21 protein-coding genes, 1 tRNA gene and 1 pseudogene are annotated in these 19,686 nt (G+C 57.6%); 3 read left to right on the top strand and 20 right to left on the bottom strand.

Annotated elements, in window-relative coordinates; translation table 11 throughout:
• Positions 1-99: 99 nt before the first annotated feature.
• From AC07V0_RS21165 to thrS, 12 genes and pseudogenes are all read right to left on the bottom strand, one after another.
• Positions 100-1,320, bottom strand: coding sequence for an alpha/beta fold hydrolase (locus AC07V0_RS21165; protein ID WP_495019871.1), 1,221 nt, complete (start codon positions 1,318-1,320; stop codon positions 100-102).
• Positions 1,321-1,402: 82 nt separating this feature from the next.
• Positions 1,403-2,791, bottom strand: a complete 1,389-nt coding sequence (locus tag AC07V0_RS21160; RefSeq protein WP_432668422.1) for an MFS transporter — start codon at positions 2,789-2,791, stop codon at positions 1,403-1,405.
• Between the two features lie 489 nt (positions 2,792-3,280).
• Positions 3,281-3,548: pseudogene (locus AC07V0_RS21155) on the bottom strand (helix-turn-helix domain-containing protein); the annotation flags it as partial.
• 261 nt (positions 3,549-3,809) lie between these two features.
• A tRNA-Pro gene (locus tag AC07V0_RS21150) sits at positions 3,810-3,886 on the bottom strand.
• 89 nt (positions 3,887-3,975) lie between these two features.
• Entirely contained in the window at positions 3,976-4,332 is a 357-nt protein-coding gene (locus AC07V0_RS21145; protein WP_003179985.1) for a MerR family transcriptional regulator, read from the bottom strand.
• On the bottom strand, positions 4,313-4,615 hold the full coding sequence (gene ihfA / locus AC07V0_RS21140; RefSeq protein ID WP_002553164.1) for an integration host factor subunit alpha: 303 nt from the start codon (positions 4,613-4,615) through the stop codon (positions 4,313-4,315). Before ihfA ends, AC07V0_RS21145 begins: the two co-directional genes overlap by 20 nt.
• 3 nt (positions 4,616-4,618) lie before the next feature.
• Positions 4,619-7,000: a phenylalanine--tRNA ligase subunit beta gene (gene pheT / locus AC07V0_RS21135; protein ID WP_495019870.1), complete on the bottom strand. Its 2,382-nt coding sequence runs from the start codon at positions 6,998-7,000 to the stop codon at positions 4,619-4,621.
• A 26-nt stretch (positions 7,001-7,026) separates the two neighbouring features.
• Positions 7,027-8,043, bottom strand: coding sequence for a phenylalanine--tRNA ligase subunit alpha (gene pheS / locus AC07V0_RS21130; RefSeq protein ID WP_007940232.1), 1,017 nt, complete (start codon positions 8,041-8,043; stop codon positions 7,027-7,029).
• 109 nt (positions 8,044-8,152) lie between these two features.
• Positions 8,153-8,509: a 50S ribosomal protein L20 gene (gene rplT / locus AC07V0_RS21125; RefSeq protein ID WP_007905879.1), complete on the bottom strand. Its 357-nt coding sequence runs from the start codon at positions 8,507-8,509 to the stop codon at positions 8,153-8,155.
• 28 nt (positions 8,510-8,537) lie between these two features.
• On the bottom strand, positions 8,538-8,732 hold the full coding sequence (gene rpmI / locus AC07V0_RS21120) for a 50S ribosomal protein L35 (RefSeq protein WP_002553160.1): 195 nt from the start codon (positions 8,730-8,732) through the stop codon (positions 8,538-8,540).
• Positions 8,733-8,792: 60 nt separating this feature from the next.
• Entirely contained in the window at positions 8,793-9,344 is a 552-nt protein-coding gene (infC, locus tag AC07V0_RS21115) for a translation initiation factor IF-3 (RefSeq protein WP_172435341.1), read from the bottom strand.
• A complete protein-coding gene (thrS, locus tag AC07V0_RS21110; RefSeq protein WP_007940231.1) occupies positions 9,344-11,266 on the bottom strand; it encodes a threonine--tRNA ligase in 1,923 nt (640 codons plus the stop codon). The genes infC and thrS overlap by 1 nt, the downstream gene beginning before the upstream one ends.
• Before the next feature lie 373 nt (positions 11,267-11,639).
• Here thrS and AC07V0_RS21105 point away from each other — a divergent pair, with 373 nt between their 5' ends.
• Together AC07V0_RS21105 and AC07V0_RS21100 are read left to right on the top strand one after the other, a co-directional pair.
• Positions 11,640-11,942, top strand: a complete 303-nt coding sequence (locus AC07V0_RS21105; RefSeq protein ID WP_018930277.1) for a hypothetical protein — start codon at positions 11,640-11,642, stop codon at positions 11,940-11,942.
• Between the two features lie 290 nt (positions 11,943-12,232).
• Positions 12,233-12,445, top strand: a complete 213-nt coding sequence (locus AC07V0_RS21100) for a cold-shock protein (RefSeq protein ID WP_003179963.1) — start codon at positions 12,233-12,235, stop codon at positions 12,443-12,445.
• 65 nt (positions 12,446-12,510) lie between these two features.
• On the opposite strand, the gene AC07V0_RS21095 is transcribed toward AC07V0_RS21100, so the two are convergent.
• Together AC07V0_RS21095 and AC07V0_RS21090 are read right to left on the bottom strand one after the other, a co-directional pair.
• On the bottom strand, positions 12,511-12,828 hold the full coding sequence (locus tag AC07V0_RS21095) for an I78 family peptidase inhibitor (protein ID WP_018930278.1): 318 nt from the start codon (positions 12,826-12,828) through the stop codon (positions 12,511-12,513).
• A 167-nt stretch (positions 12,829-12,995) separates the two neighbouring features.
• Positions 12,996-13,301, bottom strand: a complete 306-nt coding sequence (locus tag AC07V0_RS21090; protein WP_018930280.1) for a hypothetical protein — start codon at positions 13,299-13,301, stop codon at positions 12,996-12,998.
• Positions 13,302-13,430: 129 nt separating this feature from the next.
• On the opposite strand from AC07V0_RS21090, the gene AC07V0_RS21085 reads away from it, so the two are divergent.
• The gene (locus AC07V0_RS21085) at positions 13,431-13,643 is read left to right on the top strand and encodes a hypothetical protein (protein WP_018930281.1); all 213 of its coding nucleotides are present in this window, start codon (positions 13,431-13,433) and stop codon (positions 13,641-13,643) included.
• 38 nt (positions 13,644-13,681) lie between these two features.
• On the opposite strand, the gene AC07V0_RS21080 is transcribed toward AC07V0_RS21085, so the two are convergent.
• From AC07V0_RS21080 to AC07V0_RS21055, 6 genes are all read right to left on the bottom strand, one after another.
• Positions 13,682-14,710 carry a nucleoside hydrolase gene (locus AC07V0_RS21080; protein ID WP_086945278.1) on the bottom strand — a complete coding sequence of 343 codons (1,029 nt, stop codon included), beginning with the start codon at positions 14,708-14,710 and terminating at the stop codon, positions 13,682-13,684.
• 33 nt (positions 14,711-14,743) lie between these two features.
• A complete protein-coding gene (rbsD, locus tag AC07V0_RS21075; RefSeq protein ID WP_018930283.1) occupies positions 14,744-15,148 on the bottom strand; it encodes a D-ribose pyranase in 405 nt (134 codons plus the stop codon).
• The gene (gene rbsK / locus AC07V0_RS21070; protein WP_495019869.1) at positions 15,145-16,062 is read right to left on the bottom strand and encodes a ribokinase; all 918 of its coding nucleotides are present in this window, start codon (positions 16,060-16,062) and stop codon (positions 15,145-15,147) included. The genes rbsD and rbsK overlap by 4 nt, the downstream gene beginning before the upstream one ends.
• 61 nt (positions 16,063-16,123) lie before the next feature.
• Positions 16,124-17,143 (bottom strand): LacI family DNA-binding transcriptional regulator, encoded by a 1,020-nt coding sequence (locus AC07V0_RS21065; protein WP_019649606.1) that lies wholly within the window; start codon positions 17,141-17,143, stop codon positions 16,124-16,126.
• A 3-nt stretch (positions 17,144-17,146) separates the two neighbouring features.
• Positions 17,147-18,124 (bottom strand): ABC transporter permease, encoded by a 978-nt coding sequence (locus AC07V0_RS21060; protein WP_007940220.1) that lies wholly within the window; start codon positions 18,122-18,124, stop codon positions 17,147-17,149.
• Positions 18,121-19,674 carry a sugar ABC transporter ATP-binding protein gene (locus tag AC07V0_RS21055; RefSeq protein ID WP_018930286.1) on the bottom strand — a complete coding sequence of 518 codons (1,554 nt, stop codon included), beginning with the start codon at positions 19,672-19,674 and terminating at the stop codon, positions 18,121-18,123. The genes AC07V0_RS21060 and AC07V0_RS21055 overlap by 4 nt, the downstream gene beginning before the upstream one ends.
• Positions 19,675-19,686 lie beyond the last annotated feature (12 nt).

Below are 19,686 nucleotides of genomic sequence, written 5' to 3'. Positions count from 1 at the left end.
AACAAGGCAGTGCGTGCACTACTGCTCATTGATTTTTTATTAGGTGAGAGGGCTGCTTATCGTCGCAGCCACCCCGGTTATCTTTGGACGTCGAGCGTGTCAGCCAGCATTTCCAAGCCCAGCTTCATGCAGGAAGCTTCGGACGGTGTCACAGAACTCAAGAGGGTTCTCAGTCATTGGGTAGTGACCCGTGCCTGCAAGCACTGCAATCTTGCTGCCGGGAATTCTTGATGCCGTTTCTTCGACTTTTTCCTGGTAGACCAACCAATCAGCATCACCGCGGAGCAGCATCACCGGCGCCTTGATTTTGCCCACCTGGGAGCGCTGGTCAAAATTGGCGTAGCCTGTCAGGTCGCCGCGCATGACTTGCGGCGTCGTGCGGGAAATCTGCCATACCACTTCTTGAGCGCGGTCGGGCGGAGTCCGATAGCCAGTCATCGAGCGCGACCATGCACCAATGATTTGCGTACCATTCATCAGCAGCATGTCGAGAAAGAAATCCGAAACTGTCGGCGTGTAATCCGCACCTTCGGCTGAAATGATCGCGCTGTAGGCGTCGGGTTTACGGGCCCCCAGTTCCAACACAAGGTTGCCCCCCATGGAACACCCGATGATCGCTGGACGTTCCAGACCCAGGGCCTGCATCAACCGCTCGTTGAACTCGGCGTGGCGTGTCAGGCTATGAAACGGACCGGAAGCCGGGAGCTCCGACTTTGAATGTCCGGGCGCATCGATTGCAATCACCCGAAACTCATCGGAAAGGCCGTCAAGTACATGGCGATACATGAGCGAGTCCTGGGACGCGGCATGGAAGCAGACGATGGAGTGACCCTGCCCAGCCTCCTCGTAATAAACGCGGATGCCATCAACAGTAATGTAGTGCCCTGTGGTTTCCTTGCCCGACGGCTTGGGGGCGGGGGACCAGGAGACGGTGCTTTCTCCTTTTGCCTTGCCTACACGCTTCATGGCATCAAATGCCCGGGCCATGACATCTACGTACTGCCAGGCAGCGACAACATTCCCTTCTAACTCAAGCTTGCCCAATCCTGGCGAGAGGGCCTCGAACCAATCGATCTTGCCTTCCAGAACGCGCTGCCACTCTTCATCCGGACCGGATACGACGATGTCTGCGCCCAACGGGCTACCTTCAGGAAAAACGGCTACCACCTTGCCGCAGAGAACCGCCAGAGTGGAAAAACCGCTGTCGTGCTTAAACTGAATCCGACCATCGAAATAGCGCGCTGCAGCTGTCCAGTCAGCATCGCTGTTGAGCTCTTCGGCAAATTGATTCAACCACTGACTGTCTTTGATGAGTGACATTGTAATTTCTCCTGACATTGGACATCCCACGAGGGATTTTTTATAGATTGCAGGTGTGACGTATTCAGTTTGTTCGACGATCTCAGCTCGCCATGTTGCAAGACGCTTTGGAAACCAACGCTTTGTCGTGCTTGAGGAACCACCCCGTGGTTTCGCGAGTGAAGAAGGCCGTAACCAGCGCAGCAACGATCATCAGCCCGGAAATGAAATACAGGGCGTAGTTGTAGCCGGACACTTGATCGAATCCACCACCGGCGCCAATGAACATGCCGATCACGAAGGGACCGAAGCCGCCTGCGTAAATACCCACGTTAACAATGGAACCCGCGATGCCAGTGGTACCAGGCTTGGCCGAGTCAAAAGCAATTGCATACAGCAGCGTATAGGGCGCATTCATCGCGAACCCGGCGAACAGTTGAATGCAGATCAGCCAGGTTAGGCTCACTGACGAGAATTTGAAGAGGTACATACCGATTGCCAGCCAGGCGAACACCACGATCAGGCACAACTTGCGACCCAGCCGATCCGAGATCCAGCCCCATGCTATTTGCCCGAGCCCTCCGGTGATGGTGAACAGCACCGAATAGGCTGCCGCCTCGGCGAAGTTGTAATGGGCCACGAACGCCAGGTATTGCGGCAACCAGAAACTGATCCCGAAATATCCGACGATAGCGAGCATTGAGACCAGCGCGATGGTGCTGATATTCGGATTGCGGATTGCGGAGCGAAAAGCACCTTCGGGAGCAACGACAGTCCCTTGCGCTGCGCTCAGTGCCGGGACGGTTTCACCTGCATCACGCACATGATCAACAAAGGACTCGTAGCGCTTTTTGGTGCAGAACCACCAATAGATGGAGAAGATGATGATCATAGGTACTGGGAACAGCAGGAAAGCCAAGCGCCAGTTTTCAGGACCGTAAGCGTTCAGCAATGCACTGATCGCCAGACCTCCGATCAGCGTCCCCCACGGATAGCCCGTGTGATGCAGACCCAATGCAAATCCGCGCCGCTCGCGAGACCACCACTCGGACAACGAAGTGACTTCGATCGCTTCACCGGCGCCACCGAAGGCGTGGGAAATCACCTGCAAGGCCACGAGCATGCCCAGCGATGCAGTCAGGAAATTCAAGCCAGTCAAAAAGGTGAACAGCGTGTAGGCAATTACGATCGGCAGGTGACGATACTTGCGCATCCAGCCCTGCCCGCCTTTATCCGCCCAGATCATGCAAGGCACGGCGATCAAGGACGTTGCGATGGTGATGAACGCCGCCAGCAGCCCCGTCAGTTCTGCACTGGTTTTGAATTCGCTCGTGATCGAGGGCAACACCATGAAGAACATCTGACGTGAGTTAGCGTCCATGGCATAGACAAGCCAGAGCAACGCCATTGCTCCCCACGAGGCGGCTCCAGCGCCTTTGGAAACCCGTGTGAACGACGCAACGGCACCAACTTTATCTTGAGCGAGTCCCATAGGATTATCTCCCGCTGAGTATTATTTTTATTGTCCCGACTGATGATCAGTGCAGAGCACGCGCATCGTCGGGTTTGCAGGTGGTTGCCGGACACTAAAAGCGCTGGAAACCACCGTGCCCAAGATTACGGCTCGACAAGATTTGATGGATATAGCTAGAAAAGCACACCTGCTTTGAATTTTAGGCACAGGTAGTGGGCGAACGAGATTTGCTTGATGAGGCCAGCGTGCCAATTGCGCCTGAGCAAAGCTTAAGAGCCGCTCCGCGATCACAATTAGCTTTCGCAAAGCGCTTTACCGCACAACCGAGAAGCATGTTGCGTCGTGTCGGCGAATGCCTCCAGTCACCATTCACGTTTATATCCGGTCGCCACGTTGCCCCAGTGTTACCGCCAGAACACAATTGACCCTGCTGCCGAAGTTTCACTGACACAAGCCGTTTCTCCATAGGCCATTACCAGTGTTGGATTTGGGGTGGTTTTAAGTGGGTCAGCATTGCGCCGGCATTTGGGTCAACTCCGCATCAGCGGCAACACTCGCGGCATCCTGTGCAGGTGGAAGACCAAACACCCGTGCGTAATTTCGACTGAATTGCGTTGCGCTTTCGTAGCCGGCTAGGCAGCAGCCATGCCGCCGTTGGCATTGACCATCACCAACGTCATCGCCTGGAGCAGGCGGACACTATTCTGATACTGCAAGGGCTCAGATTGGTGACCGTCTTGAAATGACCGTGATACACAGAGACGCTGAGGCTCGCTCCGCCAAACGTTCCACGCCAATGGAGCGGTTACCGTTGTCTGGTATCTCGGTGCTGCTCAAATTCGCGGGGCCGTTTGCGCACACGGCAGAGGCGTTGATGAATGCCTATCAATGCGGGGAGATCCCCTACCACCTGACCAGCGGATAATCGAAAACCTCAGAGGGGCAAAAAGTGGGGCAAAAATCAGTACCTCGAAAAAACGGCAACCCATAAAAAAATCCAGTCACCGCTAAGTGACTGGATTTCTTGAAAGATAAATGGTCGGGACGGAGTGATTCGAACACTCGACCCCTAGCACCCCATGCTAGTGCGCTACCGGACTGCGCTACGCCCCGACTAAGCGTTGACTCTGTCCCTCATCTCGAGGAACGCTCAAGAATATATCGCAAGCTTTTGAAAACTGGAAGTATTTAAAAGCAGGAATTTATTTCTTGAGGACCACCAGAACATCTTCCAGCTCGGCGATCATCTGGCGGATCATTTGTTTGTATTGGGTGGTGTCGTCTTTGGCTTCATCGCCGGACAAACGCAAGCGTGCGCCGCCGATGGTGAACCCCTGATCGTAAAGAAGCGCGCGGATCTGCCGGATCATCAGCACGTCCTGGCGCTGATAATACCGGCGGTTTCCGCGGCGTTTGACGGGGTTGAGTTGAGGAAACTCCTGCTCCCAGTAGCGCAGCACGTGTGGTTTTACCGCACACAGCTCGCTGACTTCACCAATGGTGAAGTAGCGTTTGCCCGGGATGACGGGTAGTTCGTCGTTATGACTTGGTTCCAGCATAAGCCTCAACTCGGGCCTTCAACTTCTGCCCTGGACGAAAGGTGACCACACGGCGAGCCGTGATCGGGATTTCTTCTCCCGTTTTCGGATTGCGGCCAGGCCGCTGGCGTTTGTCCCGAAGGTCGAAATTGCCGAAACCGGACAATTTGACTTGTTCGTTGTCTTCGAGCGCGTGCCTGATTTCTTCGAAAAACAGTTCGACCAATTCCTTGGCCTCCCGCTTGTTCAGGCCCAGCTCTTCGTACAGACGTTCCGCCATCTCAGCTTTCGTCAAAGCCCCCATACGTCACTTCCTTAACGTGGCGTTCAACCTTTGTTCGAGCGAGGTGAGGATGTTTTGCGTTGCGGTATTCACCTCATCGTCATTAAGAGTGCGCGATGGATGCTGCCAGGTCAAGCCGACCGCAAGGCTTTTTCTATCAGGATCAATGCCTTTACCCTGATACACGTCAAATAGCCTGAGGTCCGTGAGCCATTCGCCTGCATTTTCACGGATTACATCCAGCACAGCAGTGGCCGGCACGTCCGTGGCCGCAATCAATGCCAAGTCACGACGCACTTCAGGAAAGCGCGACAACTCGCTGTATTTTGGCATTTTGCCCAAAGCCACTTCGGCCAGAACCAGCTCGAAAACGAAGACCGGACGGTCGAGACCGAGGGTTTTCGACAATTCAGGGTGGATAGCACCGACATAGCCGACCAGGCGACCATCACGCTCGACGCGCGCGGTTTGACCCGGGTGCAACGCAGGGTGTTTACCCGGCACAAACGTGAACGCATCCAGTGCACCGGCGAAGCCCAGCACCGCTTCCACATCGGCTTTGACGTCGAAGAAATCCACGACATCGCGACCTTGCGCCCAGCCTTCCGGCAGACGGCTACCGCACACCACACCGGCCAGCATCGGCTCTTGCTTCAAGCCTTCCAGTTGGCCGACGAAACGCAGGCCACTTTCGAACAGGCGGACGCGATCCTGCTGGCGGTTCAGGTTGTGCTGAAGCGCCTTGACCAGACCCGGCCACAGGGACGAACGCATGGCCGCCATGTCGTTGGAAATCGGATTAGCCAGCAGCAGCGGCTCGACACCCGGATTAAACAACTCGAACTGTTTCGGATCGATGAAGCTGTAGGTGATCGCTTCCTGATAACCACGGGCCACCAGCAGACGACGCAGCTCAGGCAGATCGCTACGCGCTTCAGCCTTGGCTTGTGGTGCCAGACGGGCTTGCGGGTAGCGAACCGGCAGACGGTTGTAGCCGTACAGACGGGCCAGCTCTTCGATCAGGTCGACTTCCAGGCTGATGTCGAAACGGAAGCTTGGCACTTCAACGCGCCACTGCCCTGCCCCATCGACAGTAATGCTCAGGCCCAAAGCGCTGAGCAGACGCTCGACTTCGGCCGAATCCATTTCCATGCCCAGCATCTGGGTGATGCGTTGGGCACGCAGGGTGATCGGTGCGATCGACGGCAGATGCTGCTCGCTGACGGTTTCGACGATCGGGCCGGCTTCGCCACCGGTGATTTCCAGCAGCAGGCCAGTGGCGCGCTCCATGGCTTCACGGGCCAGCTTCCAGTCCACGCCGCGCTCGTAGCGGTGCGAAGCGTCGGTGTGCAGGCCGTAGGAACGCGCCTTGCCAGCGACGGCAATTTGGTCGAAGAACGCGCTTTCCAGGAAAATATCGCGGGTGGTCGCGGTGTTGACGCCGCTGTGCTCGCCCCCCATGACGCCGGCGATAGCCAAGGCGCGGGTGTGGTCGGCGATCACCAGCGTATCACTACGCAGGCTGACTTCCTGACCGTCGAGCAGCACCAGCTTCTCGCCATCTTCGGCCATGCGCACGCGGATGCCGCCATTGATTTCGGCGAGATCGAATGCGTGCAGCGGTTGGCCCAGTTCCAGCATCACGTAGTTGGTGATGTCGACGGCGGCGTCGATGCTGCGCACGTCGGCGCGACGCAGGCGCTCGACCATCCACAGCGGCGTAGGCTTGGACAGGTCAACGTTACGGATCACGCGACCCAGGTAACGCGGGCAAGCGTTCGGCGCCAGTACTTCGATCGAACGCACTTCGTCGTGCACGGCAGGAACGCTGGCAATGGCCGGGCGCACCACCGGGGCAGCATAAAGCGCACCAACTTCGCGGGCCAGACCGGCCAGAGACAGGCAGTCACCGCGGTTCGGGGTCAGGTCGACCTCGATGCTGGCATCTTCCAGGTTCAGGTATTCACGAATGTCCTGACCGACCGGCGCATCGGCCGGCAATTCCATCAGGCCGTCGTTGCCTTCGCCAATTTGCAGCTCAGCCTGGGAGCACAGCATGCCGTTGGATTCAACGCCACGCAGCTTGGCTTTCTTGATTTTGAAATCGCCTGGCAGTTCGGCACCGATCATGGCGAACGGGATCTTCAGGCCCGGGCGCACGTTTGGCGCACCGCACACAACCTGGAAGGTCTCCGCGCCGCTGCTGACCTGGCAAACGCGCAGCTTGTCGGCGTCCGGGTGTTGCTCGGTGCTCAGCACCTCGCCCACTACCACGCCACTGAATTCACCGGCGGCCGGCGTAACGCTATCGACCTCAAGACCGGCCATCGACAGACGAGCAACCAGCTCGTCGCGATTTACCTGCGGGCTTACCCAGCCACGCAGCCATTGTTCACTGAATTTCATCCTGCTCTCCTAAGAATTCGTTACGACTAGCGAAATTGCGCGAGGAACCGCAAGTCGTTGTCGAAGAACAGACGCAAGTCGTTCACGCCGTAACGCAGCATGGCCAGACGCTCAACGCCCATGCCGAAGGCAAAGCCCGAAAACTCTTCCGGGTCGATCCCGGACATACGCAGCACGTTCGGGTGAACCATGCCGCAGCCCATGACTTCCAGCCAGCCAGTCTGCTTGCAGACACGGCAGCCTTTACCGCTGCACATCACGCATTCCATGTCGACTTCAGCGGATGGCTCGGTGAACGGGAAGTACGAAGGACGGAAACGCACGGCCAGTTCTTTTTCGAAGAACACGCGCAGGAACTCTTCGATGGTCCCTTTCAGGTCGGCGAAGTTGATATCGCGGTCGACCAGCAGGCCTTCGACCTGATGGAACATCGGCGAGTGGGTGATATCGGAGTCGCTGCGGTACACACGGCCTGGGCAGACGATGCGGATCGGCGGCTGTTTCGATTCCATGGTGCGGACCTGTACCGGCGAGGTATGGGTGCGCAGCAACATGTTGGCATTGAAATAGAAGGTGTCATGCATCGACCGGGCCGGGTGATGGCCTGGGATGTTGAGCGCTTCGAAGTTGTGGTAATCGTCTTCGACCTCAGGGCCTTCGGCGATGCCGTAGCCAATGTGGGTGAAGAACTGCTCGATACGTTCCAGAGTCCGGGTAACCGGATGCAGACCGCCTGAGGTCTGGCCGCGGCCAGGCAGGGTCACGTCAATGGATTCGGCGGCGAGCTTGGCCGCAAGATCGGCCTCCTCGAACAACGCCTTGCGCGCATTGAGAACCTCTGTGACACGCTCCTTGGCAACGTTGATCAGCGCACCGACTTGCGGACGCTCTTCTGCCGGCAAATTCCCCAGGGTCTTCATCACCTGAGTCAATTCACCCTTTTTGCCAAGGTAGTGAACCCGGATTTGCTCCAGGGCATTGATATCTTCAGCGCTTTGCACAGCCTCTAGTGCTTGAGAGACGAGCGCATCCAGGTTTTCCATGTACAGACTCCAGATACAAAATAGGGGAAGAGCTTGAAGGCTCTTCCCCTATTTATGACGTTTAACACCTGGCCCCACAGAGGTGAGACCGGGTGACTGTCGGGGGTACTTAAGCCAAGGTGGCTTTAGCTTTCTCGACAATCGCAGCAAACGCCGCTTTTTCGTTCACTGCCAGATCAGCCAGAACCTTACGGTCGATCTCGATGGACGCTTTTTTCAGGCCGGCGATGAAACGGCTGTAGGACAGACCGTTGATACGTGCACCAGCGTTGATACGAGCGATCCACAGAGCGCGGAACTGACGTTTTTTCTGACGACGGTCACGGTAGGCGTATTGGCCTGCCTTGATTACCGCTTGCTTGGCAACACGGAATACGCGCGAGCGAGCGCCGTAGTAGCCTTTAGCAAGTTTCAGAATTTTTTTGTGACGTTTACGGGCAATGACGCCACGCTTTACACGAGCCATGAGTTACTTCCTCTATTCTTGACTAAAATTAACGAAGGCGCAGCATGCGCTCGACTTTTGCCACGTCAGACGGATGCAGCAAGCTGCTACCGCGCAGTTGACGCTTACGCTTGGTCGACATTTTAGTCAGGATGTGGCTCTTGAAAGCGTGCTTGTGCTTGATACCGTTAGCAGTTTTCAAAAACCGCTTAGCAGCACCACTTTTCGTTTTCATTTTTGGCATGTTCGGATACTCCGCATTCAGTTGATAAACATAATCAGAAGGCCTGCCGTGCCCTGTTGATTACTTCTTCTTTTTCGGGGCGATGACCATGATCAGCTGGCGTCCTTCCATCTTAGGATGCTGTTCGACCGAACCGTACTCGAGCAAGTCACCTTCAACTCGCTTGAGGAGTTCCATCCCCAGCTCCTGGTGGGCCATCTCACGGCCGCGGAATCGCAAGGATACCTTGGCCCTGTCCCCGTCACTCAGGAAACGTACCAGGTTGCGCAGTTTTACCTGGTAATCCCCTTCCTCCGTCCCTGGACGAAACTTGATTTCTTTAACCTGAATCTGCTTCTGGTTTTTCTTGGCCGCGGCAATCTGCTTCTTCTTTTCGAAGATCGATTTGCCGTAGTCCATCAGTTTGCAAACAGGGGGTACTGCATCGGCGGAAATTTCCACCAAATCCAGTTTGGCCTCTTCAGCCTTAAGAAGCGCGTCTTCAATTGACACAATCCCAAGCTGTTCACCTTCAGCCCCAATTAACCGAACCTCGCGTGCCGAGATATTCTCGTTGATCGGGGCTTTCGGTGCAGCTCGTTTATCTTGTCTCATTTCACGCTTAATAATAATTACTCCGAATCTGGGCGACCACGCCGGGAAACCGCTTGCGCGAGAAACTCAGCGAACTGGGCGACGGGCATCGAGCCCAGGTCAGCACCTTCACGAGTACGCACAGCGACAGTCTGCATCTCGACTTCCCGATCTCCGATAACCAAGAGATAGGGAACCTTGAGCAAAGTATGCTCGCGGATTTTAAAGCCGATCTTTTCATTTCTCAAGTCAGACTTGGCACGAAATCCGCTTTCGTTGAGAGTTTTTTCAACCTCGGCGGCAAAATCGGCTTGTTTATCAGTGATATTCATAATCACTGCCTGGGTCGGCGCCAGCCACGCGGGGAATGCACCCTCGTAGTGCTCGATCAGAATTCCGACGAAGCGCTCGAAGGAACCCAGGATCGCCCGATGCAACATCACCGGGTGCTTGCGACTGTTGTCTTCGGAGACGTATTCGGCTCCCAGACGGACAGGCAGGTTAAAATCGAGCTGAAGGGTACCACACTGCCAGACACGGCCGAGGCAATCTTTCAGCGAGAACTCGATCTTCGGACCGTAGAACGCACCCTCGCCCGGCTGCAGATCGTACGGCAGGCCCGCACTATCAAGGGCTGCGGCCAATGCCGCTTCGGCGCGATCCCACAACTCGTCGGAACCGACGCGTTTTTCCGGACGAGTGGACAGTTTCATTTCGACTTCTTTAAAGCCAAAGTCGGCATAAACGTCCATGGTCAGCTTGATGAACGCGGCGGATTCGGCCTGCATCTGCTCTTCAGTACAGAAGATGTGAGCATCGTCCTGAGTGAAGGCGCGAACACGCATGATGCCATGCAGTGCACCCGACGGCTCGTTACGGTGGCAGGCACCGAACTCGGCCAGACGCATCGGCAGCTCGCGGTAGCTTTTCAGGCCCTGATTGAACACCTGCACGTGGCACGGGCAGTTCATCGGCTTGATAGCGTAGTCGCGGTTTTCCGACTGCGTGGTGAACATGTTGTCGGCGTAGTTGGCCCAGTGCCCGGATTTCTCCCACAGGCTGCGGTCAACGACTTGTGGAGTCTTGATCTCCAGGTAACCATTGTCGCGCTGAACCTTGCGCATGTACTGCTCGAGCACCTGGTACAGCGTCCAGCCGTTCGGGTGCCAGAACACCATGCCCGGCGACTCTTCCTGGGTGTGGAACAGGCCCAGACGCTTGCCGATCTTGCGGTGATCGCGCTTTTCAGCTTCTTCGATGCGCTGGATGTAAGCCGCCAGCTGCTTCTTGTCCGCCCATGCGGTGCCGTAGACGCGCTGCAATTGCTCGTTCTTGGCATCGCCACGCCAGTAGGCGCCGGACAGCTTGGTCAGCTTGAAGGATTTCAGGAAGCGCGTGTTCGGCACGTGCGGACCGCGGCACATGTCGACGTATTCTTCGTGATAGTACAGACCCATGGCCTGCTCGTTCGGCATGTCTTCGACCAGACGCAGTTTGTAGTCTTCGCCGCGAGCCTTGAACACTTCGATCACTTCGGCGCGCGGAGTGACTTTCTTGATCACGTCGTAATCTTTCTCGATCAGCTGCTGCATGCGCTGTTCGATGGCGGCCAGGTCGTCAGGCGTGAAAGGACGCTCGAAGGCGATATCGTAATAGAAGCCTTCTTCGATGACCGGACCGATGACCATCTTGGCCGTCGGGTACAGCTGCTTGACCGCGTGGCCAACCAGGTGGGCGCAAGAGTGGCGAATGATCTCCAGCCCCTCTTCATCCTTTGGCGTAATGATTTGCAGCGAAGAATCGCTGTCGATGATGTCGCTGGCGTCGACCAGCTTGCCATTGACCTTGCCGGCTACGGTGGCCTTGGCCAGGCCTGCACCGATGGATGCGGCGACCTCGGCTACGGAAACCGGGTGATCGAATGAACGTTGACTGCCGTCGGGAAGAGTAATAGTTGGCATGGCGCCTCCTCTCCTAGTGGTGACCCCTACCAAAGGTCACGTGGGTTGGGATGAGCCAGTACAAGATCCGATCCAGGCCATTCAATGACGAACGCCTGCCTTACAGCGGCAGGAGCCTTGCGGCCAACCGGAAAACCGAACCAGAGTGACTGGGATTCAAATCAGGGTTATTCGCGCATTTGCCGCTGCCGGGACGGAAGGTCATCCGGAGCCTGCAAACACCCGAGCCAGGCATGCTAGCACAGATGAACGGTCATCGATGCACCGAGGTTTTCTGCTGGGGCAAATCAGGCTTTTTTGTGCCAGAGTGCTGAACTTGAACCCCGTGTCACCCATCAGATAAAAGACATTGACCCGAAAGGAGCATCTCAGCATGCGTCTGAATCGTTTATTCGCAGTAGTCGCACCCGTCGTCCTGTTGCTGCCGCTGGCGGCCCACGCCGACTGGCCAAAGGGTGAGCGCGAGAAGTACATGGCTCAGTGCACACAGGCGGCTTCCCCTCAGATTGGCGCTGCTGCGGCAAAATCCCACTGCGCTTGTGGCGCCGACGCGATCAAATCCTACCCGGCCAGCGATATTCAGTCGCTGATGGACAACAAGGCCACCCCGGAACTGCAACAAAAGGCACTGGGCGAGATCGCCAAATGCAAGGCCAATGCACCGGCGAAAAAGTGAGGAAAAAGTCCTTTTGACTCGGCCCAACGCTGATAAAAAGTGATGGATTTCAGCTTTTTCGTACGATTTATGCAGGTTTTACAGCTTTTTTTATTGTCTTTACTTTCGGCTGAAAGCCTTTTAAAACGGGGCTTTCAGCCATACAGAGCAACAAAGAGAACGCGACTGTAGGGCAAACAGCACGTCCGGGGGGCTCCCAAAGCGAACATTTCGACTATGATACTCCGGTGTGCCCAGTTGGCCTGAGCAGCACAGTACTACTGAAAATATATGTTTCTTGGAGATACACCATGTCTAATCGCCAAACCGGCACCGTTAAATGGTTCAACGATGAAAAAGGCTTCGGCTTCATCACTCCTCAAGGTGGCGGTGACGACCTGTTCGTACACTTCAAAGCTATCGAAAGCGACGGTTTCAAAAGCCTGAAAGAAGGCCAAACCGTTTCCTTCGTGGCTGAGAAAGGCCAAAAGGGTATGCAAGCTGCACAAGTTCGCCCAGAGTAATTTTCTGGCGCACTAAAAAAACCCCGTCCATGTGACGGGGTTTTTTATGGGTGAAACAAAAACAATCAGCCGCAGTTGACGCGGGTGACCACCAGATTGCTGTCGGTGCTCAGGTTCAGGCGATCGGAGCGGTACTCCAGAGTCACCATGTCATCAGGCTTGAGAAACCGGGCATTCTGCGCGCCTGCACGGGTACGCGCCTGCTCCAGCAATTCGGGCGAAGCCTTTTTGCCAATGGTGAATTCGGCAGCCTTTGCTTCACAACGGCTGTGGCCGGTATCGGTCGCCACAGGGTCCTTTGCCGACTCGGTGGACGTACTGCTGCAACCGGCCAGCAGAGTGGCGGCCAACAACGTACCCAATGATGCGAGCTTCCAAGGCATGAAGCCTCCTTTCTTTCAAAAATTAAGCAGAGATCGTGCGACCGCCATTTTGGTGTTTGGTTTCAAGGCGGGCGCTATCGCCCTGCCCTCGATCTGGACAAGTGGCGAGTTTGCCTGAGCATCGCCCTGGCGTTCATCCCGCAATCGTGACTGAATATGAACAGCCTTCAATAGACGTCGATGTAGTCGTACGGCGGATTCGGCCAGTTGTCTTTCAGCGCGTTGAAGATCTGCATGACCCACACCTCATCGCTGGCTGCGACCCGTCCGACATAACCCGAGCCCTTGGCCCATGTTTCCAGGCGAAACCGCAGCCCGTCGATATCAGTACCACCCACGACACCCGACGAAATGTAAGCGATGCCGCCCTTGGTGACCCGCAACTGAGTGTGCTCATCGTCGCTGGCAGAGGCCAGTAGCTGACGCACTGCTTCGAGGGTCAAGCCGTCAGGAGTGTTCAAATCGATCTGCACAGCACAATCCTTGAAAATTCAAAGACCAAGTGTCGCATAGCCCTCTCCTGATGCCTAAGTCGGAGTGCCAAACGTCCTGCAAAATGGTTAACTCGACACTCAGACTTTCCCGACTTCACGAGCGCCATCATGACCACCGTAAGCATCGACGCCAATATCACAATCAAGTGGCCACAGGGCCACAGCTCTTACAGCCCGGGCAGTCCGGAAGAGCTGGCAATCATTGGTATCGATTTGCTGGTCAAGGAATTGGGGACACAGGCCGCCCAGACCTTCATAACCCAGGTTCTCGAGAAGTACTCCGACGACTATAAGGGCATGAGTGCAACGGATACCGAGTAGCGGAAAACCCCGCAGGCTGGCACCTGCGGGTCTATGGATTACTTCAAGCGAGCCAGGCGCTGGGTCAGCAGATCGAAGAAGCCCTGGGCGTCGCCATTTTCAACCCAGAAGGCATTCTTCGGTGCCTTCAGGCCGTCATACCAGTCGACAACGGTCTGACCGAAGGTCGGCCCTTCTCGACTGTCGACCACCACGTTTACCGAGCGACCGGTAAACAGTTCCGGCTTGAGCAGGTAAGCGATGACCGTGGCGTCATGCACCGGGCCACCCGGAATGCCGTAGTGCTCCATGTCACCTTTGACGTATTCGTTGAGAATATCGCCCACCAGCTTGCTGGCATTGTTGTCCAATGCGGCGATTTGCTGCAGGCGCGCTTCACTGGTGAGGATCTTGTGGGTCACGTCCAGCGGCAGATAGGTCAGTTTGACGCCACTCTTCAGCACCACTTCCGCCGCCTGCGGGTCAGCGAACAGATTGAACTCGGCCACCGGGGTGATGTTGCCACCATTGAAGTGCGCACCGCCCATGATCACCACTTCCTTGATGCCCTGAACGATTTCAGGCTCCTGGATCAGCGCCAAGGCCAGGTTGGTCTGCGGGCCGAGCATGGCGATGGTGATGCTATGGGGTTTGGCGGCCTTCAGGGTATCGATCAGGTAGTTGACTGCATTGCCTTCGGCCAGGCCTTTCTTCGGCTCATGCACGGTGACACCGGACAGACCTTCCTTGCCGTGGATGTTTTCGGCATAGATCGGCGTGCGCATCAGCGGTTTCGGCGCCCCCGCGTACACCGGCACCTCCTCACGCCCTGCCCATTCACGGGCCAGACGCGCATTACGCGAGGTCTTGTCCAGACGCACGTTGCCAGCGACGGTGGTCAGCGCACGAATGTTCAACTCTTCCGGCGAGGCCAGGGCAAACAGCAAGGCGACCACGTCGTCGGCACCTGGATCGGTGTCGATGATCAAGTCGATCTTTTCCGCCGCGTAGGCGCTTGTTGCGGTAATCAGGGACAAAAGCAGCAGACTCCGAAGCAGGTGATGCAGTTTCTGAGCATAGCGATGCATAGCGCACTCCTTGTGCGTGGGAAGAACGGAAAGTTAGAACGTTACGCCAGCCACCAAAACGATGTTGCAGTACGGCTGACATTCGCCTGTACGAACAATCGCCCTCGCTTGTCGGCTGAGCGCCTTGAATTGTTCATGACTGATCAGCTCGCGCCGGCCAAGCGCACCTTCGGCATTCAGTTCATCCAGCACGCTTAAGGCCGACGGTTTTTTATCGAGAATTTCATGGGCCAGCACATGGCTTTCGACCTGCATTTCGCTGAGCACAACCTTCAAGGTACTGATGAAATCCGGAATGCCATGGGTCAAGGCCAGGTCAATCAACTCGACGCCGGGCGGTACTGGCAAGCCGGCATCGCCGATCACAACGGTGTCGCCATGACCCAGGGATGCGATCAGCCGCGACAACGCGACGTTGAGCAAAGGTGTCTTTTTCATGGTGCTTTAAACGCCTGTACGTCGGACAAGGTAGGAATCGAAGGTTGCGCGCCAGCCCGGGTGACCGACAGCGCAGCGGCGACCTGACCGAAACGGATCGCCTCGGCCTCGCTTTTGCCGGCCGCCAGCGCCGCTGCGAAACCACCGACAAACGTGTCGCCGGCCGCGGTGGTATCGACTGCTTTCACTTTCGGTGCCGGGAAATGCTCGAAGGTGATGCCATTGGCGAACAGCGATCCCTGAGCGCCAAGGGTGATGATCACCTTACCGGCGCCCATGGCGATCAAGCGGGTCGCGGCGGCTTCGGCAGTGCTCAGGGAATCCACCGGCAAACCGCTCAAGGCCGACGCTTCGCTTTCGTTGGGGATCAGGTAATCGATGGCCGCATACCAATCCGCCGGCAGCGGGCGACTGGCCGGCGCCGGATTGAGGATCACGGTCTTGCCCAGCTCACGACCGCGTTTCAAAGCATGGCCGACCGTGGCATCCGGCACTTCCAGCTGACAGATGACGACATCCGCCGTCTGCAATACGTTGTCGAAACGGTCGATCACCTCAGGGGTCAGCGCGCCGTTGGCACCGGCAACAATCACGATCGCGTTCTGACTGTTGTCATCGACCACGATCAACGCCACGCCGCTGGAATCCTCGACCGTACTGACGGCCTGGCAATCGATCCGCTCGGCCAACAGCGCTCCGCGCAGCGCTTCGCCATAAGCATCGCTGCCGACACAACCGACCATCGACACCTGCGCTCCCAGCCGCGCCGCGGCCACGGCCTGGTTCGCACCCTTGCCGCCGGAAACCGTGGCAAATGACTGGCCGATCAGCGTTTCACCACCACGGGGCAGCCGTGGCGACCGGGTCACCAGGTCCATGTTCAGGCTGCCTATTACCACTACTTTTGCTGGCATACATCTTTACTCATCAATTCGATTTCAGCGGTGCTTTTTTTTGTTTAGCGGTGCTTTCGGCTCAGCGATATTGGGCAAACACACCGGCCAGCGGCGCGGTCGATTCCCGCAGGACAATACTGGGCGTCACGATGCGCTGATCGGTCGCCAGATCCGGCGCGGCGATCCGACGCAGCAACACCTCGGCCGCCATCTCGCCAAGTTGCAAGATTGACTGGCCCACGGTGGTCAACGCCGGATAGACGTAACGGCTCATCTGGATATCGTCGAAACCAATCACCGACAGCTCGGTGGGCACACGAATATTGCGCTCGGCAGCGGCACGCAACACACCGATGCCGATCATGTCGTTGCCGGCGAAGATCGCGCTGGGCGGGTTCTTTTCCAGCAGGATCGCGGCGGCGTTGTAACCGCCGGTGCTGGTGAAGTCGCTTTCCAGCATGCGCTCGCGCGGCACCTCGACGCCCGCCTCTTTCAACGCCCGGCAATAACCGGCCAGACGCATCTGCGCCACGCTGGTACTCGCCGGGCCGCCAATCGTGGCGATGTCCCGATGCCCCAACTCCAGTAAGTGCCGGGTCGCCAGATAGGCACCGTATTCGTGATCGATGCGCACCAGGTCCGCATCGACTCCCTCCAGGTCACGGTCGACGATCACCATCGGCGTACGCACGCCCGTCAGGCCTTCGGCCAGGCTGCTGTCACCACCGGCAGACGCTACGATCAAGCCGTCGATGCGTTTTTCCAGCAGCACGCGAAGGTAGCTGCGCTGCTTGTCCAGGTTGTCATCGGAATTGCAGAGAATGACGCAATAGCCATTGCGCTCGCAGTAATCCTCGATGCCACGGGCCAGCTCGGCGAAGTACGGGTTGAGGCTGTTGGGCACCAGCAGGCCGATGGTCGCAGTGGTTTTCGCCTTCAACGAGCGAGCCACGGCGCTGGGCACGTAGTCGAGGCTTTTGATTGCCGCCTCGACCTTGATCCGCACTTCCTCACTGACTGGCCGCGTCTTGTTCACCACATGGGAAACCGTGGTGTAGGAAATGCCCGCGAGTGCCGCTACATCCTTGATCGTTGCCATGACTCAGGTCCGCCGGCTTGCGCGCTGACTGCGATAGGTATCGAGCACCACCGCCACCACGATAACCGCACCGGTAATAATGCGTTTGGTTGGCTCGGTCGCGCCGATCTGCGCCAGACCGGCCGCCAGTACGGAAATGATCAACACACCGAAGAAGGTGCTGATCACCGAACCGCGCCCGCCCATCAGGCTGGTGCCGCCGATCACCACCGCGGCGATCACTTGCAGCTCCAGACCGGAGCCGGCATTCGGGTCCGCCGCTTCCAGGCGAGAAATCTGAAACAACGCAGCGATACCGGCCAACAGCCCCATCAGGCTGAACACCAGGATCTTGTAGGGCTTCGGATTGATCCCCGCCAGACGTACCGCCTCTTCATTGGTGCCGATGCCGATCAGGTAACGACCGAACACCGTACGCGTCAGCACAGCCTGGGCGATGAAGATAATCAGCAAGGCAATGATGAACGACGGCGAGATGCCGAATGCGATCGGGTTGGACAGCCAGGCGAAGGCGTCACCGATATAAGCGGTGCGCGAACCGGTCATCTGGTATGCCAGGCCCCGCGCCATTTCCAGCACACCGAGGGACACGATGAACGACGGAATCCGCCAGGCCACGGTAATCGAACCGGTGATGGTGCCCGCCAGTGCCGCGGCGCCCATTCCCAGCAACGCCGCCGGCAGCACGCTCCAGCCCCAGCCGAGAATCGCCACGCTGACTGTCGACGCCGCCAGCGCCAGCACCGAACCCACCGACAAATCGATTCCGCCGATAATCAATACGAAGGTCATGCCGACCGCCAGCACCATCAGATCGGGAATCTGGTTGGCCAGGGTGCTGAAGGTGTCGTAAGACAGGAAATGGCTGCTCAACACAGAGAACAGCGCGACCATCGCCAGCAAGGCACCGGCCAGGCCCAGGTAAGTGCCGAGGCCGTAAAAATTGCCACTACGTTTGCCGACCAGAGTTGCAGTATTCATGGAAGATCCCTAGGCGCTGCTTCGTTGAGCAACGCATCACGTTTTTGGTAGCCGGCGAACGCGGCGGCAAGCAAATCATCCTGGGTCCAGCTGTCACGCTCGAAGGTGTCGATCAGACGCCCTGCCGACAGCACCCCAATGCGGTCACAGATCAGCATCAGTTCGCGCAGATCGCTGGACACCACCACCAGTGCTTTGCCCTGACGGGTCAACTCACCGAGCAATGTATAGATGTCGAACTTGGCGCCGACGTCGATGCCTCGGGTCGGCTCGTCGAACAGCATCACCGTGCAGTCGCGTTCGAGCCAACGGCCGATCACCACTTTCTGCTGATTACCGCCGGACAATTCCGAGACCAATTGCGTCGGGCTGGAACTGCGAATGCGCATGGCATCGATCTGACGCTGGGCCAGCGACATCTCGTCACCGTTGTTGACGAAGCCACCGCTGGAAATCACCGGCATATTGCCCAGGGCAATATTGGCGCTGATCGATTGCGTCAGCAGCAGACCCTCGCCCTTGCGATCTTCGGTGATCAGCGCGATACCATGACCGACCGCGTCGGCCGGCGAACGAATATCCACCACCTGAGCCGGCGACCCCAGCGCGACGGTGCCGCTGTCGGCTGTATCGGCACCGAAGATCAGGCGCAGCAATTCGGTGCGCCCTGCCCCGATCAAACCGGAGATCCCGAAGATCTCGCCGGCGCGCACCTCGAAGGACACATCGCGAACCTTGTCGGAACGGGTCAGCCCTTTGACCGTCAAGGCCGGAGCACCGATATTGCGCGGGCCCATGTCGATGTGCTCGCCCAGCTCACGGCCGACCATCAGGGTGACCAGTTGCTCGCTGTTGTAATTGGCCATCGGCTCGACACAGACCAGGTTGCCGTCGCGTAATACCGCGATGCGCTGGGCCACCCGTGCCAGTTCTTCGAGACGGTGGGAAATGTAGATGATCGCCACGCCGCGCGCCTGCAGGCGAGTGATCTGCTCGAACAGCATTTCAACTTCACGGGCCGTCAGCATCGCGGTCGGCTCATCGAGGATCAGCACATGGCAATCGCCGATCAGGTTGCGGGCGATTTCCACCATCTGCTGGTGACCGATACCCAGCTCACCGACCAGGGTGTCCGGATCGATGGCATCGAGGCCGACCTGAGCCATGGCCTCGATCGCCGCCCTGCGCAGTTGCTTGCGGCTGATCCAGCCACCGAGGCTGGGCAGGTTGTCGAGGAACAGGTTTTCCGCCACCGACAATGTCGGCAACAGATTGAGTTCTTGCATGACCATGCGCACGCCCAGCTTTTCAGCCTGGCTGCGGCTGCCGGGGCAGTAATCCTGCCCCTGGAATCGCATCTGGCCGGTGGTCGGCGTGACCAGCCCGCCAATGATTTTCGACAGCGTACTTTTGCCGGCACCATTCTCGCCGGTCAGCGCCAGCACTTCGCCGCGCATCAGCGTCAGGTCGATGCCGGTCAGGACAGGTTGAGCGTAGGTCTTACCGATACCGCTGACCGAGAGGACAGCGTTCGGGGCGGAAACTGACATAAAAACTCTCCA

It is taken from the genome of Pseudomonas sp. GW821-FHT01E10, from assembly GCF_059422365.1.
The sequence above is the reverse complement of the archived record's forward strand: the minus strand, read 5'-3'. Positions and strand labels throughout refer to the sequence as shown.

Coding starts and splice junctions, on each gene's coding strand:
- AC07V0_RS21165 (WP_495019871.1), bottom strand. CDS start 1,320: ATGTCACTCATCAAAGACAGTCAGTGGTTGAATCAATTTGCCGAAGAG.
- AC07V0_RS21160 (WP_432668422.1), bottom strand. CDS start 2,791: ATGGGACTCGCTCAAGATAAAGTTGGTGCCGTTGCGTCGTTCACACGG.
- AC07V0_RS21145 (WP_003179985.1), bottom strand. CDS start 4,332: ATGCTGGAACCAAGTCATAACGACGAACTACCCGTCATCCCGGGCAAA.
- ihfA (WP_002553164.1), bottom strand. CDS start 4,615: ATGGGGGCTTTGACGAAAGCTGAGATGGCGGAACGTCTGTACGAAGAG.
- pheT (WP_495019870.1), bottom strand. CDS start 7,000: ATGAAATTCAGTGAACAATGGCTGCGTGGCTGGGTAAGCCCGCAGGTA.
- pheS (WP_007940232.1), bottom strand. CDS start 8,043: ATGGAAAACCTGGATGCGCTCGTCTCTCAAGCACTAGAGGCTGTGCAA.
- rplT (WP_007905879.1), bottom strand. CDS start 8,509: ATGGCTCGTGTAAAGCGTGGCGTCATTGCCCGTAAACGTCACAAAAAA.
- rpmI (WP_002553160.1), bottom strand. CDS start 8,732: ATGCCAAAAATGAAAACGAAAAGTGGTGCTGCTAAGCGGTTTTTGAAA.
- thrS (WP_007940231.1), bottom strand. CDS start 11,266: ATGCCAACTATTACTCTTCCCGACGGCAGTCAACGTTCATTCGATCAC.
- AC07V0_RS21105 (WP_018930277.1), top strand. CDS start 11,640: ATGCGTCTGAATCGTTTATTCGCAGTAGTCGCACCCGTCGTCCTGTTG.
- AC07V0_RS21100 (WP_003179963.1), top strand. CDS start 12,233: ATGTCTAATCGCCAAACCGGCACCGTTAAATGGTTCAACGATGAAAAA.
- AC07V0_RS21095 (WP_018930278.1), bottom strand. CDS start 12,828: ATGCCTTGGAAGCTCGCATCATTGGGTACGTTGTTGGCCGCCACTCTG.
- AC07V0_RS21085 (WP_018930281.1), top strand. CDS start 13,431: ATGACCACCGTAAGCATCGACGCCAATATCACAATCAAGTGGCCACAG.
- AC07V0_RS21080 (WP_086945278.1), bottom strand. CDS start 14,710: ATGCATCGCTATGCTCAGAAACTGCATCACCTGCTTCGGAGTCTGCTG.
- rbsD (WP_018930283.1), bottom strand. CDS start 15,148: ATGAAAAAGACACCTTTGCTCAACGTCGCGTTGTCGCGGCTGATCGCA.
- rbsK (WP_495019869.1), bottom strand. CDS start 16,062: ATGCCAGCAAAAGTAGTGGTAATAGGCAGCCTGAACATGGACCTGGTG.
- AC07V0_RS21065 (WP_019649606.1), bottom strand. CDS start 17,143: ATGGCAACGATCAAGGATGTAGCGGCACTCGCGGGCATTTCCTACACC.
- AC07V0_RS21060 (WP_007940220.1), bottom strand. CDS start 18,124: ATGAATACTGCAACTCTGGTCGGCAAACGTAGTGGCAATTTTTACGGC.
- AC07V0_RS21055 (WP_018930286.1), bottom strand. CDS start 19,674: ATGTCAGTTTCCGCCCCGAACGCTGTCCTCTCGGTCAGCGGTATCGGT.